The organism is Salinivibrio sp. AR640, assembly GCF_001995405.1.
GTDB lineage: Bacteria > Pseudomonadota > Gammaproteobacteria > Enterobacterales > Vibrionaceae > Salinivibrio > Salinivibrio costicola.
The window spans coordinates 32,361-47,394 of sequence record NZ_MUFD01000016.1; the positions used below are offsets into that span (position 1 = coordinate 32,361).

The following is a 15,034-nucleotide window of genomic DNA, read 5'->3' on the forward strand; positions in this document are numbered from 1 at the left end:
GCGTTAAAAGTCGTGCCTAAGTCTCGGAAACAATTTCATAGCAAGGCACATACGCAGTGCCAGGTAGCTTCATGCGTTGTTGTTCAACGAAACTTTGCAAAAGTTTATCCATTTTGGCCATCAAATACTTGTCGCCATCAATTTTAAATGGGCCATGGCGTTCAATATTACGCATCCCCTCATCTTTGACGTTACCTGCAACGATGCCTGAAAAAGCCTGGCGCAGTGAAGACGCGAGAAGCTCTGGGCGTTGATTCATGTGTAAGTTGAGGTTTGCCATATTTTCATGCGTGGGCGCGAAGGGATGCTGAAAGCCGGACTCAATTTTTAATGACCAGTTATACGAGTAGGCGTCACCCGTTGCTTTGCGGTGCTCTTTGACGGCGGGCATGGCATTTTTCATCAAACGCGCGGCTTTGGCCGGATCATCAATCACAATTTCGTAGTATTGTGTGGCTGCTTCACCGAGTACATCACGAATAAAATTATCAATATCACGAAAATAGGCCTCGCTCTCTTTGGGCCCAGTGAGTACGATCGGCAGTGGCTGCGCGTGATTATCGGGGTGCATCATGATCCCGAGAATATAAAGTAACTCCTCGGCGGTACCGGCGCCACCAGGAAAAATAATGATACCGTGGGCGATACGAACAAACGCTTCTAAACGCTTCTCGATATCGGGCATGATCACTAATTCGTTCACCATTGGATTGGGCGGCTCGGCGGCAATAATAGATGGCTCAGTCAGGCCGATAAAACGGCTGTCATAAGTACGTTGTTTCGCATGACCGATGGCCGCGCCTTTCATAGGCCCTTCCATCGCACCTGGCCCGCAACCGGTGCAGATATCCAGCTCTCTCAGCCCTAACTCATGGCCCACTTCGCGGGTGTATTGGTATTCGATATCATTGATGGAGTGACCGCCCCAGCATACAACCAGGTTAGGATCGACATGGGGACGCAGTGCTTTGGCGTTGCGTAAGATACCGAATATCAAATTGGTAATATGTGGCGAGCTGTCTAGGTTTAGCGCCGGGCTGTGCTCGAGCTGCACATTGACATGAATGATATCTCTTAGCACAGAAAACATGTGCTCTTGAATGCCACGAATGATTTTACCATCGACGAAGGCATGCTCAGGTGGATTAACCAACTCGAGTTTGATCCCACGCTCTCGACGAAGCACTCGGATTTCGAAGTTTTCATGCTTTTCTAGCAGCGCTTTGGAGCTATCTGTATGACTACCAGAATTTAAAACAGCCAATGAGCAGTTTCGGTATAAACGGTATAAATCACTGCTGGCGCTGGTTTTTAAACGATCAACCTCAATTTGAGAAAGCAGATCCATCGTTCCTATGGGGCTAATGTGTGTGATCATAACGACAACCTCTTACGGACCGCCCCTCTTGAAAAGCCAAGTAGGGAAGATAGCACGGTGCTATAAAAATCAGTGTGTTAATTAAAAATACACACGCCAGCCACAATTGACCAGTAATAATTAACACCAAATAATTTGGTTGCGGCCACTGTTTTTGGCTTGATACAACGCTTGGTCTGCTCGTTCTAGAACGGGGGTTGGCGTATCTTGATCGCTAAAGAGGGTAGCACCAATCGATACGGTGATCGCGACGCGTTCGTTCTTGAATTTTAACGGCAGCTTGCGGATGGTATGGCTGATAGTGGCTAGGATTTCTGTGCGAGTATCATCGTTGGCATCGGGCAATAAGATTACAAACTCTTCACCACCAAACCGAGCTATAAAATCGGTGTCGCGCAAGCATTGATAAATTGTACGCGCGACGATTTTCAAGGCTTTATCACCGACTTCATACCCAAACTGTTGGTTAACTTGCTTGAAGTGATCAATGTCAATCACCGCGAGGCAAAACGGTCGTTGGTACTTCTTCCACAAACGGAATTCATGTTCGAGGCGATCATTGAGCGCGGCGCGATTGTAAACACGGGTCAGTGGATCCAGTAAACGCTTGCGTTCTTGGTCGCCAACATGACGGCGTTGATCCATCGTGTGTTCAGCCAGTGTACTCAGCTGGGTTTGATTGTGGCTCAGTTGCTCTTCGAGTGCGCGCTCTCGCGTTTTGAGGGCCTCGTTCTCTTTTGCTATGGCGTTCAGCGCGTCGAGTGCACGTGTTAGTGCGGCCTCAGGATTGGACTCTGGCGTGCCTTTTAGGCCAAGTTCTTTTTCAATGTTAGTAATGGTGTGATCTAGGCGCTGATCAACGCTTTGATGTGCCACCCGCAATTGTGTGGCGTGATCAAAAGCGCGCGTATTTTGCTGACTGATTGCAACCAGATCATCATTCACTTGGGAGAGAAACTGTTGTGATGCCTGACGCTCGGCTTGCGTGGCATCTAAAATAAGCCGAAGGGCGGACAGAGTGAGTGAGACGACAGTCGCTGGCGCGACATCGGCCAATAATTGGCGACGAATATCAAGCAACTGACTGCCAGCTTGACCATCAATATCGAGCTCGGTAATCAGGTTTTGTAGCTCATCTGCGACGCGACGAATTTGGTCTTTATCGATCTCTATTTGCGCGTGTTGAGCGCGAGGGCGTGTGACTTGCAAGGTCACAGCCCGCTCGTAGAGCTGAAGTAGTCGGATCAAATGCTGCGTTCGTTCAGTATCACTGTTCGCCGATTTTGCTAGCAACTCGCGTAAATCTCGCTTGAGTTGAGCAGGCAGACCGATAACACGTTGTAGCGTTTCACCACTGGTATGAAACTGCTCTTCGAGATGGGACTGTGCTTTTTTTTGTGTCATGTCTTGATGACTCACCATGCGTTCAATAACAGCTAAACGCGGAAGCAACGCGCTAACATCCTGCGCTGAGTATAATATGTCACGGAAGTCGGTTAGTTTTTGATCTACCGCGGTGTTTTTGCCTGTGCATGTCGCAATCAATCGCGAGGCTAAGCGTTTGAGCGTATGGATCTCTCGACGCGACTTCAAAGCCAGCTCTCGATACGCTGAAGGCGCATGATGATGATCCGCCTGAGCGGTCTGTGCCGACAACGGTGATGGAGTTGACTTAGTCATTTGGTCGAAAGAACACCTAATTACATTCGCGATTCAGCATCACAGGTAGTGAGAATGCACCACCCATGGACGTTAGCTATACCGACTTATTGCTATCGTCATCAATAAAAGATGTTCGCTTTTTATCAGATTCGTGATCCTTCTGCCAGTCCATGAGGCCATTTGATGATGTTTTAACCTTTACTAGCCCAGACTCAATCCCTTTTAAACAGGCTTGGCGAAGGTTGGTATTGACGAAACTCGCCGCCGGCGCCGTATTAATCGCACTAAAGTGGACCCAATGACTTTCTTCACTTTGTTGAACCAGTGCGCTTGCTTGATGTGTGGCGGTGAGCAAGATCTCTATCAGCTCCTGATCGTTGATCGAGGTATATGCGCGTGGCAAAAAGGGATACTCTGCTAAGCCAATGGCGACGTGTGGCGTTAAACGCGCCAGATGTTGAGGAGCAGCATCAATGGATGTGTGGTTATCAAGTGATTGGTCTGATGTGTCGACAGTAGCGTCCTTAGCGAGCGCTTCGTGGACGGTATTTTGGTATTGGGTGACAAAATCCTCTATCAATGTTTGTACAAATTGTGCGAGTGCTTCAGGTTTGGTGTTTTCGTCCCAGTTTGTCTCTATATAGATAAACAGGGTGTCAGCAAAATGGTACAGACGCCCAGATTGTGTCACACGTTCAGACAGATACTCACCGAGCTGGCGTTCTATGTCTTGAGCACGTTGGTAACCATGCAACAAAAACAATTCTTTGAGAAAAACCACGTCGAACATGGCGAAGCGTAGCCGATCACTGAGCGGTTGGTGAATCATGTCGTTGAGGTACCATTGCTCAAAATTGGCATTACTTTTTTCAAGCGAACGCGGCAATTTGGCATTAAGCATACGTAAGTTTCTCAGCCCAGTACGAGGGTGAGTGTAGAAGTCATCACGTAACTGCTCGAGCTCGGTTTGGCGTAACACTGCGGCGCGGTGGCGTAGATAGACAATGGCAATTAGGACACCCAGGCTGCCCAACAGAAAGTAATTGACTTTTTGTAGGTGCAACTGCTCTTGATGCGCCGTATCGAGCTGACGCTGTAATTCATCCATTTGTAACTGGCGTTCAACCACACGCTGCTGTTGCTTAAAGGTATCTGCTTGTTGCTGTTGCTTTGATTGAGCCTGTGTTGCTCGTAATTGCTCATATTCTCGCTGCATAGCGAGCGCAACTTGATATCGTTCCTGCGCCTCGAAAGCGTTTGATAATGCCTGATAGGCGTGGGTCATGGTGGTGATATCGTTTTCAGCCTCGGCGCGCTCAAGCGCGGTCTTGATTTCCTTTTCTGCTTGTTTGGGTTGCTCAAGCGCTAAATGTATTCGGCCTTGTAACAGCATGGCCTGAGTTGTCAGTGGCGAGTTTGGCAAACTCCCCACGAGTCGCAATGCATCCTGAATATAGCGATCACTGAGAGGAAAGTGTTTTAGCTCAAAGTAGGTGCGGGCGATGGCTAAGTGTATATCGGCGAGCGGTTGAGTTCGGCCAAGAGACTGCTCAACTTCGAGCGCATTAAAATAATGCACGAGTGCAAAATTATACCGAGATTGCTGCTCGTATAAGGTAGCTAATAAGCGCTGAGACGCTGAGAGTCGTCGGCTGAGTGAGAAGTGTTCGAAAAATGCCGCGGCTTGATTCGCATGCTCGAGTGCTTGCTCGAGTACACCTTGTTGAAAATAAAGTCGAGCAAGTTCCATATTGGCGTTCGCGATCAATGCGGTATATTCATTTTCACTGGCGATCCAAAAAGCGCTTAGCAGTTCAGTTAAGGCACTTTCATGCTGTTCTTGTGCCAGCAAAAAACGTCCAAATGAGAGTTGAAACTCGACTTTGTCGCGAAGATCTTGTGGATCATTACTCAGCTGGCTGCGTGCATTTTCATACGCCACTAATGCCGATTCGTTATCTGATGTTTCAGCCAGTATGTTGGCGCGTAGTAAGGCACTACGAAAGCGAAGCTCTGGCCCATTGAGACTATTTTCCGGCAAGGTACTCATCGCCGTTTGTACTGCATCTAACTTTGCCAGTGCGCCTTGTTCATCATGGTCTAAGTGCCAAATGAGCGTCGCTTCAGTCAGAACGACTTGCACGTGAGTATGTTTTAAATCGTACTCTTCAACGACCTGATACGCTTTTTGGAGCGCGGCTTTGGACTCAAGTGGCTGCTCCAAATGAGCATAAGCACGGGCGCTAATTAAATACGCATAAACCGTGTGCAACGGCGTCCGAATCGATCGATCGGTGTCATTGTTGACGTGTGAACGATTAGCCCCTGTCGTTAATCGTCGTTGGGCTAGGAATCGGTTGCTGATTTCTAAGGATTGGATGGGGGATGTATCCAATAATTTTTCGGCATCGGTCAAAACGGGCGAGGAGTGGATAGAAGCGAACGCCGCCATCGACGTCAACCAAAAAAGCAGGCCTACAAGTAGTGGGCTGATGCGCATGCGCCATCCTCTATGTATAAAAATGAAAGAAAGGCTGCCGATAAGCAGCCCCATTTTGTTATTGTCGTGCTAACCGGTTATTTTCACTCGGGGTTTTGCCCATATTGGTACGATAGGGGTTTATATCTAAACCGCCACGGCGAGTATAGCGGGCATAGACGGTCAATTTTTCAGGCTGACAAAAGCGCATAATATCCATAAAAATGCGCTCAACGCACTGCTCGTGAAATTCGTTATGCTCGCGGAATGAAACCAGGTAACGAAGCAATTTCTCGCGGTTTATTTTCTTGCCCTTATAAGCAATTCTCACTGAGCCCCAATCGGGCTGGTGAGTGATTAAGCAATTCGACTTGAGCAAATGACTATGAAGGGTTTCGGACACAATGGCACCTTGCGCGGCGTCTTCTAGCCATTCAGGTTGGAAACGATAGTCATCAATACTGATATCTTGATGATCCAAGCACTCGCCTGATAGTCCCGCAATCACCTCCCCTTCTAGTTCACTGAGGGGCGATAAGGTGACATCCACAGCTTCACCGGCACAAGCGGAAAGGTCGGTTTGTAGTGCATTCGCCACTTGCTGCCAGCTATCGAATCGGGTTTGGTTAAAACTATTGAGGTATAACTTGAACGATTTCGATTCCACTAGGTTTGGGCTGGATGCGGGTAATCGTACCTCGCCGATCGCGACTTGAGGTAAACCGTTCTTGTTTAACCAGGATAGTTCATAGAGCGTCCAGGTATCATAGCCAGTGAAAGGAAGCGACGCCTGATCGAGGCCGATAGCTTGGCGGTTTAATTCGCGCGGGACCGCACGCAGCTGTGACGGATCATATTCAGTTGGGTAATCAGTGTGTTGACCTAGCGATAGTTTGGCTAGGGCATCGGCATCTTGATAATTGCTCATACGGATCTGCTATTGATTCAAGTAGAATGGGTAAAGTTTACTGAATCTTGCTATAGGTTGCGAATGGAGAACACATTACATCGCGCCCTTTGGGCGCTAGCACAGAATTATGTTACCGCATGGCAGCATCAATATCAGAGTTTACCGTGCTCGGATGAGTATATCGGGCTCTCATCGCCTTGTATGGTCAGTGACAATGCGCATCAAGTACAGTGGCAGCCAGTTAAGCGTGAAACCGCCGCGGACTTTATCAATGTTGAGAAGGGAATATCGCTGCGTTTACACAGTGATATAAAAGATTTTTATAATGGCTTCTATTGCGCCGATTTACCGGTTCGGTTTGCGGGGGAGTCGATCTGTTTGGTGCAAGTTTGGAGCGATGACGATCTCGCACGCTTACAAGAAAATATTTTGGGGCATTTAATGATGCAACGTCAGCGTAAATTGACCCCGACTGTTTTCATTGCCACCACGGATGACGAAATGACGATCATTTCAATTGATAATATGAGCGGCGAAGTGGTGAAAGAAGGATTGAATACTGGCACTCGCGACGTGATAGCCAAGGATGCCGAAGCGTTTGTGACGGCGTTGGAGGTTGATGCTATATGATCCTGACAGAGCTGACGTTTGAGTGTTTCGATAACACCACAGTAGATGCCGTCGATCGTAAGCTTAATGGTTTAATGGACGCGCTGCGATATAACGGTCAGGTGCTTGGACGCGAATTTCCTATTCTCATGCAAGACGGGCAATTTCAGCTCCGTGTGGTGTGTCCAGATGAAGATGCGTTACAACCTAAGTATCATAGTCCTCAAGTCAAACGCGCGTTGCAACAATTGGCTGATGCGTGTTTGACCCAGCCAAAAGTACGCCTTTTGGGGCGCGATCTCAATTCGGAGCAAGCGGCGCCTAATGCGTCACCAAGTTGGCAAGTGTTGTACACAACCTTTGTGCACACGTGCTCACCGCTGCGCTGCGGGGATACGTTGCTACCTATCCCTTTATACCGTTTACCAGCCACCTTTAATGGTGATCATAAGTCGGTCGTCAAATGGCAAACGGAATGGCAGGCCTGTGATGAACTACAAATGGCGGGCGCCAGTGATGCCGAATTTGCTGGGCTTAACGAGATACAAAGCCCCCATACTCGGCTATTTCAACGGGGGTGGGATTTGCGCGGTCGGATTGAATACCTAACGGGGATCCCGACTTATTACTATCAATATCGCGTCGGTGGCAAAGACAAGGACACTGAGTTAACACGCCCTTGTCCGAAATGCGGCGCAGCGTGGCGATTAGATACGCCACTGCACGATATTTTCTTATTTAAGTGTGAGGCTTGCCGTTTGGTCTCAAACCTGTCTTGGGACTTTAAACTAACTTGATTGCTTGATTGCTTGATTGCTTGATTGCTTGATTGCTTGATTGCTTGATTGCTTGATTGCTTGATTGTTGTATTACTGATTGTCCAACGTTGCTTCTAACCGGGCCAAACGCTCACTTAGCTGTGTAATGTGTTGCTCAAGTTGATCGATCCGCTCAGCATCAGACAGGGTGATCTCGGGGGCTGACATGGCAGGCAGGGACTGATTTTTTTTGGCACTTTTGACGGCCTGAATGATCAGCGGCAATGGGACTTGTGTATCAAGTTGAGCTTTTATCTTTGCCACTGTCGCGCTTTGTCCTTTTGCGGCGAGCGCTTTTAACGTTCGCTCTAATGCTGCTTGATAGCTCATTTCATCTCCTTAGTTTAAAGTCAGCGGCAAGATTAGGGCTTTCTCAGTAATGCATCAAGCATATCAACTTGCTCAGCCCAGTCGGCATCCTCTTTTACGGCTTGCTCAATCAATGCCCGCTGCGCCGCGTTCCAAAAAGGGGCGTCCACCAGCGTTTGTCCGTCTACCAGACAGTGGTTGGATAAGAAGTGCTCAATCGCTGTGTGATCGCTGTCTAACCCGAGTTGCTCAAACAGATGTTGCAAATCATGCTGGAACGTTTCCATTGTCTTTCCTATCCTGTTGGTATGGGTCTATATTGACTATAGCAAGAATAAAAAGCGTAGACCTTTCCCCACCGTTGATGACTCAATCCTACCTTGTCGAGACAATTATCCCTTTTCTGTGTGCGATATCTCTTACACGCGCGTGGGATAAAAGCAGAATCGTATCAAGACAAACGACCTGACGATAGTTTATTTTTAATTTAAAACAGTGACTTACTGGATTGTAACTAGTTCGGACTAAAAAATGAGAGATTAAGCACGTGACAGTGACTTGTACCAAGCGTCTATTCGCGTAATCTTATGGGTGTCGGAAGGGAACTGACACAGGGAACAGGAATCACCAAGGACTTGGTACCTCAGGATGAGGCAGTACTTCAGGAAGAAGCGCTGGCAAGGATTGCAAAAAGGACAACGGACGGAGCCGTTCGCTGCAAGCAGGAAGCTTGTACGTCAGGAAGATTTAGGACAACCCAGGATGGGGGCTTAAGGATCACTTCAGGACGAAGTCATGGACACCTCCAGGATGGAGAGCTTATCGAAAATCGGAATTTCGGTTTGTCAGGATGACGAAAGGACACCTCCAAGACGGAGAGACATGGAACGACGCTGAAGGAATCGGCGACTGATCAAGGAATGATGCAGGGAGCACCTTTTCGTAGCAGGATAGCTGCAAGTAAAACTTTAGGGCGCGGCGCAAGCTGCGCCCTTTCCTTTTTGAGTGCTTTGGCCGACACTCGGTGGCCGACACTCGGTGACTCCCTGTCACGCATTAGCAAAAACACCCTCAGCGTGCGCATCATATTTATAATCTAGTACAGCTTATCACGATGCGCGACTATGTTTGTGCACCCAGGTCTCTGTACTCAGGTCTTTGCCCTAAGGTCTTTATACTAGGGAGGGCCTTTGCATTGACGATCTTCTCATCGATCAATCGGATTGCCCCGGCATCGTATGAACAGGCGTATCAATCGCTTTCAGCCTTAGTCCATAAAGCTGTGCTTGACCGGTGTAGTGATCATTACCCGTCGCTGAAAACTCAAACCAATAGTACGTTACCCATCGCCAACCAGCCTTCGTTTTGACCATGGTGTGGCGACCGCGCGCGATCGAGAGTAATTGCAACTCCATTCGTTGACAGTATTGACGAATATGCTGGTGAGCTTGCTCAGATTGCCGCCGCTGTTGCCAAAATAGCAAGGCAATGACGACAACTAGCAAGATGGTCAATAGATCAGTGATCATGCGATGTTTGTGTCACGGCCTGTTGCATCCGAGCCATGGCCTGCGCTAGGGCGGGTGATGTATGACCGTGGAGCCGCGTCAGTAGTGCACCGCGTAACGGTGGTAACATGACCAAATCCGTATAGATTTGCTGAAATAATGCTGCATCCTGGTGGTCTGCCAAGGAAATCAAAAAGCAGTCAAGCACGGATTCATTGGCTAAGCTACGCCAGCAGCGACCGGCAATAGCGACAAAAATTTCTCGGTGGTGGAGCTCTGGTCTTGCAAGCACCGCTTCTATCAGTTGGTGCTCGGTGTCTGAAGGCGCCCCAGCATGAGCACGAAGCAATGCACTGACCAAAAACAAGTCGACATCTTGGTTTTGGCACATTTGAGTAAACATCTCGCGTAAACTTTCCGCTAATTTCGCGTTAATTTCACAATGCTCCAAACAACCTAACAGCGCATATAGTGGTGTGCTAGGTATGTTATTCAGTGCTTTACGAACTCGAGTTGCATTATTTTGCTCCTGCATACGCACGCAGGTATCCGCTAGCCCCTGAAGTCCAACGCCTTGCCAGTTATCCCAGCCGAGCTCGCCATTGAGGTAATGCTGGGCATGGTCATAGTACTGGCTGGCAGGGTGACCCAGTTGATAGGTCAGTGAGGCGTGAAACATCGCCATCTTGTCGTCAGTTGGGGTAAAGGTATAAGGATTGTTGGCCAGTTTCTCGCGCTGTGCCTTGTTTGGCGTCGCGGTCAGGCTCTCGCCCATCGCCGCGCTGACATACTGAAGGAAATCCCCCATTGCGGTGTGATTTAATAACCCTCGCTCATCTAAAGGCATTTTTAAAAACCATACCCAAGGCGTGCCACCTTGTGGCCAAAAAGCCACGGCCATATGCGCTTGCTGACGTAATGGGTAAGGGTAAGGTTGTTGGTTGGCCTCGACGGCACGAAAAGATGCCTCTTCCAGGCGGCACACTCGACGGCCTAAATCATAGACACTGAATTGGCAACCTGCTTGATCAAATAGGGCGCTGAGGGCGTGAACCGTTTGCATGATATCCGCTCTTCGTTATCGCTTAATTAGCCGCGAGTATATCAGTTTTTATCCCTGCAATGCTCGCCTTGTTAATGTCGTCTTGAATCGGTTCGTGCTATGCTTCGCGCTTTATCGGTCGAGTAATGATGAGGTTGTCAATGACTCTTCGCCAACAATGTGAACAACTCCTTGATGAATTAGAGCAAGTGCTAAACGATCACGCGCTATGGCAGACGACGCCACCGTCAACTGAGCGGCTAGCCAGCACTGAACCGTTTGCTGTCGATACACTGGCGTGCCACGAATGGTTGCAATGGGTTTTTGTGCCTAAGATGCGAGCGCTTATCAAGACAGAGCAAGCTTTGCCACGTAACTTTGAAATCTCACCGTACGTGGAAGAAGCAATGAAAGAGCAGGCAGGCCATAGTGACGTGGTTGCTGTCGTTGTTCGAATTGATAACTTGTTTTCTGATCAATGACCGATACTTTGCTGAACATTTTATACCGTGACGAGCATTTAGTGGTGGTAAATAAACCGTCAGGGATGCTGGTCCACCGCTCTTGGTTAGACAAAGGGGAAACCCGATTTGTGATGCAAACCTTGAGAGATCAAATTGGCCAGCATGTCTATCCATTGCACCGACTGGACAAGCCGACGTCGGGCGTTTTGGTGTTTGCGTTATCCAGTGAAGTGGCCTCTAAGATGATGCCGCAGTTTGCTGAAGGGCAGGTCAAAAAAGCTTACCATGGCATTGTTCGAGGCTGGATTTCCCATGCTGGCCAGTTGGATTACCCGCTGGTGGAAGAACAAGACAAAATAGCGGATAAACACGCCAGCCAACCGGCGACAGCAAAAGCGGCGGTGACAGACTATCAGCCATTGGCGACAGTTGAGCTGCCGATCGCAACCGGACGCTATGCGACCAGTCGTTATAGCTTGGTAGCGATGCAACCTCATACTGGACGAAAGCATCAATTGCGGCGGCATATGCACCACTTAAGCCATCCGATCATTGGTGACACCACTCATGGAGACGGTCGCCACAATCGTGTGTTTAGAGAGCAATTTAATTGTCATCAGCTGCTATTGCACGCCAGTGAGATGACGCTAACGCACCCAGCTAGTGGCAAGACTGTTTTTATTCATGCGCCTTTGGATACAGTCTGGCAGCATGTTATTGAACAGTTGGGCTGGGAAGCGCCGGCGTCATCATACGATAACTAGACCTTGCTATGGGCGGTGTACTCGCATGCCGCCCTTACAGCTTTTCGAGTTCGGCCTCGATTTCTGCAATCTTACTGGCGACCACTTTTTCTAGGTGACGTAGGTCGGTAAGCACTTTTTGCTTCACGTCTTGCTCGGTATGCTCGTGTTGTACGATCTGGTCGAGCTCATCAATGACCAAAGAGAGGCTCCGGTTTATCTCTGTTACTTCTTTTGAGCGACCTGTACCGCTGTCGACGACCACATTTTTACGCTGCCGCGGATATTTAAATTTCATACTCCGCGCAAACAGATCGCCTTTTGGCTTACTAAAATAGATTTTGAGCGTATCGTAGCTTGCTTCTTGACGGAGCGAGTAGCGCTCTATTTTTTCAGGGTGTTCAACACCGATATTCTTTAACTGTTGATACATAGCCACCTCATGGTTAGACATCGTTATGGTTGCGCGTCTTACCCGCGCGATTCCCTGGTATTATTTGGCTTGCGAGAGGGCTTTCTCGAGCGCCGCTTTCAATTGTGCTTGGTGTTCAGAAGTGAGCGCTTGATTGTCGAGATCTGTGACGATAAAAAAGTCCTCTGCGCGCTCACCGATGGTGGTGATTTTAGCCGCGTGAACACTCACATTTTGCCGAGCAAAAACCGCACCGACGCGTGCCAATAGCCCTGGCGTATCGAGCGCGACTAATTCCATGAGTGTACGTCGCCCGTTTTTGGTGGGGAGAAACAATACCTGCGTTTTCACCGAAAAATGTTGTAACTTTTGCGGTGAGCGACGCTTGGGAATAGTGATCTTGCCGGTCTCGTTGAGTGCTTTCCCAACCCCGTCGATAATTCTAGGATGACGATCGATAGAAATCGCATCGTCGTTTTGATCGAGCACCATAAAGGTATCGAGTGCGTGGCCATCTTTGCTGGTCATGACTTGGGCATCATGGACACTGAGGTTTTTCTTATCTAGGGCGGCAACGACGCGTGCGAACAAGCTCGGCCTGTCTTGGCAGTAAACGAATATTTCTGTGCCGCCACGGGTCGCTTTTTTACTGACGAGTACCAGCGGCTTATCATCGGCGTGGTGGAGCAGATGTTCACTATGCCAAGCTATTTGCTTGTGGGTATGGCGAAGAAAATAATCCGCTTTAAAACGTTGCCATAATACTTCAATTTCTCGTGGACTGTGCCCCTGCTTGCGTAACATGGCAGCAGCGAGATGTTTGTTGTGCCGGATCCGTTCTCGGACATCCGGTGGGTTTTCTAGCCCACGTCGTAAGGCTTTTTGAGTGGAATAATAAAGCTCAGCAATTAAGGTACGCTTCCAACTATTCCACAAGTCTGGGTTAGTGGCATTAATGTCTGCCACGGTCAGGCAGAGAAGCAAATCGAGCCGCTCCTCGTCGCGGACCTCTTTGGCAAAGTCGGTGATGACATCGGGATCGTAAATATCGCGACGCTGGGCGGTGACAGACATCAGTAAGTGGTTACGTACCAGCCAACTGACAATGTTGGCTTCTGGCTTTGATAAACCGTGGTCAAGACAAAAATCATGGGATTCAATCGCGCCAATTTCACTGTGATCGCCTCCACGGCCTTTGCCTATATCATGAAAAATAGCCGCAACCAGCAACAGCTCTCTTCGTGCAAGACGCGGAAATACATCGCAACAAATGGGGTGGCGCTCACGATTAGCTTCATCGTCAAACAAACGCATATGTTTGAGCAAACGAATCGTGTGTTCATCAACCGTATAGACATGAAACAAATCAAACTGCATTTGTCCGACAATTTGACTCCACTGTGGGAGGTACGCAGACATGACACCGTGGCGGTGCATTAGTCCAAACGCTTTATGCAGAGCGTTTGGGTGGCGTATGAGTGCCATGAATTTTTCTCTTGCATCGTCTTGCTGACACAAAAAGTGGTTAAGTCGACGTCGAGCGGTACGCAGTTGGCGTAAAGTGGGGGCGGCGATGGCCTCGATCGAGGTGTCGTCGGCGATATGCAGCATCATATCTAAGATAGTCTCAGGGCGTGCTTGAAATAAAGCAGGTTTGCGTGCCTCAATAGTCCGTCCGCAGCGTTGGAAGTCATCACTTAATACGTCGACTTCTCCAGACCGACCATTATCGATGATCACCTGATCAAAGATTTGCAGCAGCATCTTGTTGAGCTCCCCCACGCGTCCGAGGGTGCGAAAGAAATCTTTCATCATGGTCTCGACCGCACGATTACCGTCGCCCCGGTAGCCGAGGAGTTCAGCCACTGAGGTTTGATGAGCGAAGGTCAGTCGGTTGTCGTAGCGGCGCAGCTCAAGATGAAGGGCAAAACGGATCCGCCACAGCACGTTTTGGCATTCGTTAAGTTCACGATACTCAGCATCAGTCAAAAAGCCAAAATCGCTCATTTCTCTTAAGCTGGTGGCACCAAAATGACGGCGCGCAATCCAAGATAGGGTATGAATATCGCGTAAGCTGCCAGGGCTGAGTTTTAAATCTGGCTCGAGTTTATAAGCGGTATCATGATAGCGGCGATGTCGGGCTTTTTGCTCGTCGACTTTCGCTTGATAAAAGCGTTCACTGGGCCAAAAGCTATCATGGTGCACACGGGCCTCGAGCGCCTCGAACAACTGTGAATCGCCACATAAAAGGCGCGACTCTTGTAAATTAGTCGCGACGGTAAGATCATCCAGCCCAACGTCAATACACTCTTCGACAGTCCGGACACTGTGGCCGACTTCCAATTTCAAGTCCCACAACAAAGTGAGTAGATCACTGAGGCTTTGCTGCTGATAAGCATTTAGCGGTGCTTGGCAAAGTAGGAGTAAATCAATATCAGACAGAGGGTGTAATTCACGCCGGCCATAGCCGCCCACCGCGACCAGTGCAAGAGGGCTTTGATCAAAACCAAAGTGATGCCATAACCTAGCCAGAAGGGCATCCATATAATCGGTACGCTGATAAACCAACTCGGCAACGGGAACATTGGCAAGGAAATCTTGCTTTTGCTGTTCAAGTAGCTGTTGGAACTGTGCCTTTAGCGTGATGGGGTCGAGTTGATCATCCCCCAAATGTTGTGGCGTAATTACCGTGTCTGTCAT

14 protein-coding genes are annotated in these 15,034 nt (G+C 48.8%); 4 read left to right on the plus strand and 10 right to left on the minus strand.

Annotated elements, in window-relative coordinates; translation table 11 throughout:
- Positions 1-16: 16 nt before the first annotated feature.
- From ppnN to queF, 4 genes are all read right to left on the minus strand, one after another.
- Positions 17-1,378: a nucleotide 5'-monophosphate nucleosidase PpnN gene (ppnN, locus tag BZG75_RS09445; RefSeq protein WP_077576812.1), complete on the minus strand. Its 1,362-nt coding sequence runs from the start codon at positions 1,376-1,378 to the stop codon at positions 17-19.
- Between the two features lie 120 nt (positions 1,379-1,498).
- Positions 1,499-3,058 carry a GGDEF domain-containing protein gene (locus tag BZG75_RS09450; protein WP_077576813.1) on the minus strand — a complete coding sequence of 520 codons (1,560 nt, stop codon included), beginning with the start codon at positions 3,056-3,058 and terminating at the stop codon, positions 1,499-1,501.
- A 76-nt stretch (positions 3,059-3,134) separates the two neighbouring features.
- The gene (locus BZG75_RS09455; RefSeq protein ID WP_077576814.1) at positions 3,135-5,540 is read right to left on the minus strand and encodes a hypothetical protein; all 2,406 of its coding nucleotides are present in this window, start codon (positions 5,538-5,540) and stop codon (positions 3,135-3,137) included.
- Positions 5,541-5,598: 58 nt separating this feature from the next.
- The gene (gene queF, locus BZG75_RS09460; protein WP_021022017.1) at positions 5,599-6,447 is read right to left on the minus strand and encodes an NADPH-dependent 7-cyano-7-deazaguanine reductase QueF; all 849 of its coding nucleotides are present in this window, start codon (positions 6,445-6,447) and stop codon (positions 5,599-5,601) included.
- Between the two features lie 63 nt (positions 6,448-6,510).
- On the opposite strand from queF, the gene syd reads away from it, so the two are divergent.
- Entirely contained in the window at positions 6,511-7,059 is a 549-nt protein-coding gene (gene syd / locus BZG75_RS09465) for a SecY-interacting protein (RefSeq protein WP_077576815.1), read from the plus strand.
- Positions 7,056-7,835: a Zn-ribbon-containing protein gene (locus BZG75_RS09470; RefSeq protein WP_077576816.1), complete on the plus strand. Its 780-nt coding sequence runs from the start codon at positions 7,056-7,058 to the stop codon at positions 7,833-7,835. Before syd ends, BZG75_RS09470 begins: the two co-directional genes overlap by 4 nt.
- 72 nt (positions 7,836-7,907) lie before the next feature.
- Here BZG75_RS09470 and BZG75_RS09475 read toward each other — a convergent pair whose 3' ends face one another.
- From BZG75_RS09475 to BZG75_RS09495, 4 genes are all read right to left on the minus strand, one after another.
- Entirely contained in the window at positions 7,908-8,186 is a 279-nt protein-coding gene (locus BZG75_RS09475) for a hypothetical protein (protein ID WP_077576817.1), read from the minus strand.
- 32 nt (positions 8,187-8,218) lie between these two features.
- On the minus strand, positions 8,219-8,452 hold the full coding sequence (locus BZG75_RS09480) for a DUF2789 family protein (protein ID WP_077576818.1): 234 nt from the start codon (positions 8,450-8,452) through the stop codon (positions 8,219-8,221).
- A gap of 927 nt (positions 8,453-9,379) precedes the next feature.
- On the minus strand, positions 9,380-9,694 hold the full coding sequence (locus BZG75_RS09490) for a DUF3301 domain-containing protein (RefSeq protein ID WP_021022011.1): 315 nt from the start codon (positions 9,692-9,694) through the stop codon (positions 9,380-9,382).
- Positions 9,684-10,736: a DUF3549 family protein gene (locus BZG75_RS09495; protein ID WP_077576820.1), complete on the minus strand. Its 1,053-nt coding sequence runs from the start codon at positions 10,734-10,736 to the stop codon at positions 9,684-9,686. Before BZG75_RS09495 ends, BZG75_RS09490 begins: the two co-directional genes overlap by 11 nt.
- 140 nt (positions 10,737-10,876) lie before the next feature.
- On the opposite strand from BZG75_RS09495, the gene BZG75_RS09500 reads away from it, so the two are divergent.
- Positions 10,877-11,197 (plus strand): YqcC family protein, encoded by a 321-nt coding sequence (locus tag BZG75_RS09500; protein ID WP_077576821.1) that lies wholly within the window; start codon positions 10,877-10,879, stop codon positions 11,195-11,197.
- A gap of 8 nt (positions 11,198-11,205) precedes the next feature.
- Entirely contained in the window at positions 11,206-11,943 is a 738-nt protein-coding gene (gene truC / locus BZG75_RS09505) for a tRNA pseudouridine(65) synthase TruC (RefSeq protein ID WP_175993541.1), read from the plus strand.
- A gap of 34 nt (positions 11,944-11,977) precedes the next feature.
- Here the strand turns inward: truC and BZG75_RS09510 are convergent, their stop codons facing one another.
- Positions 11,978-12,355 carry a DUF3461 family protein gene (locus tag BZG75_RS09510; RefSeq protein WP_021022007.1) on the minus strand — a complete coding sequence of 126 codons (378 nt, stop codon included), beginning with the start codon at positions 12,353-12,355 and terminating at the stop codon, positions 11,978-11,980.
- Positions 12,356-12,415: 60 nt separating this feature from the next.
- Entirely contained in the window at positions 12,416-15,034 is a 2,619-nt protein-coding gene (glnD, locus tag BZG75_RS09515; protein WP_077576823.1) for a bifunctional uridylyltransferase/uridylyl-removing protein GlnD, read from the minus strand.

What these genes read in the sequence shown, in the direction of transcription:
- ppnN (WP_077576812.1), bottom strand. Translation starts at nt 1,378, where the DNA reads ATGATCACACACATTAGCCCCATAGGAACGATGGATCTGCTTTCTCAA.
- BZG75_RS09450 (WP_077576813.1), bottom strand. Translation starts at nt 3,058, where the DNA reads ATGACTAAGTCAACTCCATCACCGTTGTCGGCACAGACCGCTCAGGCG.
- BZG75_RS09455 (WP_077576814.1), bottom strand. Translation starts at nt 5,540, where the DNA reads ATGCGCATCAGCCCACTACTTGTAGGCCTGCTTTTTTGGTTGACGTCG.
- queF (WP_021022017.1), bottom strand. Translation starts at nt 6,447, where the DNA reads ATGAGCAATTATCAAGATGCCGATGCCCTAGCCAAACTATCGCTAGGT.
- syd (WP_077576815.1), top strand. Translation starts at nt 6,511, where the DNA reads ATGGAGAACACATTACATCGCGCCCTTTGGGCGCTAGCACAGAATTAT.
- BZG75_RS09470 (WP_077576816.1), top strand. Translation starts at nt 7,056, where the DNA reads ATGATCCTGACAGAGCTGACGTTTGAGTGTTTCGATAACACCACAGTA.
- BZG75_RS09475 (WP_077576817.1), bottom strand. Translation starts at nt 8,186, where the DNA reads ATGAGCTATCAAGCAGCATTAGAGCGAACGTTAAAAGCGCTCGCCGCA.
- BZG75_RS09480 (WP_077576818.1), bottom strand. Translation starts at nt 8,452, where the DNA reads ATGGAAACGTTCCAGCATGATTTGCAACATCTGTTTGAGCAACTCGGG.
- BZG75_RS09490 (WP_021022011.1), bottom strand. Translation starts at nt 9,694, where the DNA reads ATGATCACTGATCTATTGACCATCTTGCTAGTTGTCGTCATTGCCTTG.
- BZG75_RS09495 (WP_077576820.1), bottom strand. Translation starts at nt 10,736, where the DNA reads ATGCAAACGGTTCACGCCCTCAGCGCCCTATTTGATCAAGCAGGTTGC.
- BZG75_RS09500 (WP_077576821.1), top strand. Translation starts at nt 10,877, where the DNA reads ATGACTCTTCGCCAACAATGTGAACAACTCCTTGATGAATTAGAGCAA.
- BZG75_RS09510 (WP_021022007.1), bottom strand. Translation starts at nt 12,355, where the DNA reads ATGTATCAACAGTTAAAGAATATCGGTGTTGAACACCCTGAAAAAATA.
- glnD (WP_077576823.1), bottom strand. Translation starts at nt 15,034, where the DNA reads ATGACAGACACGGTAATTACGCCACAACATTTGGGGGATGATCAACTC.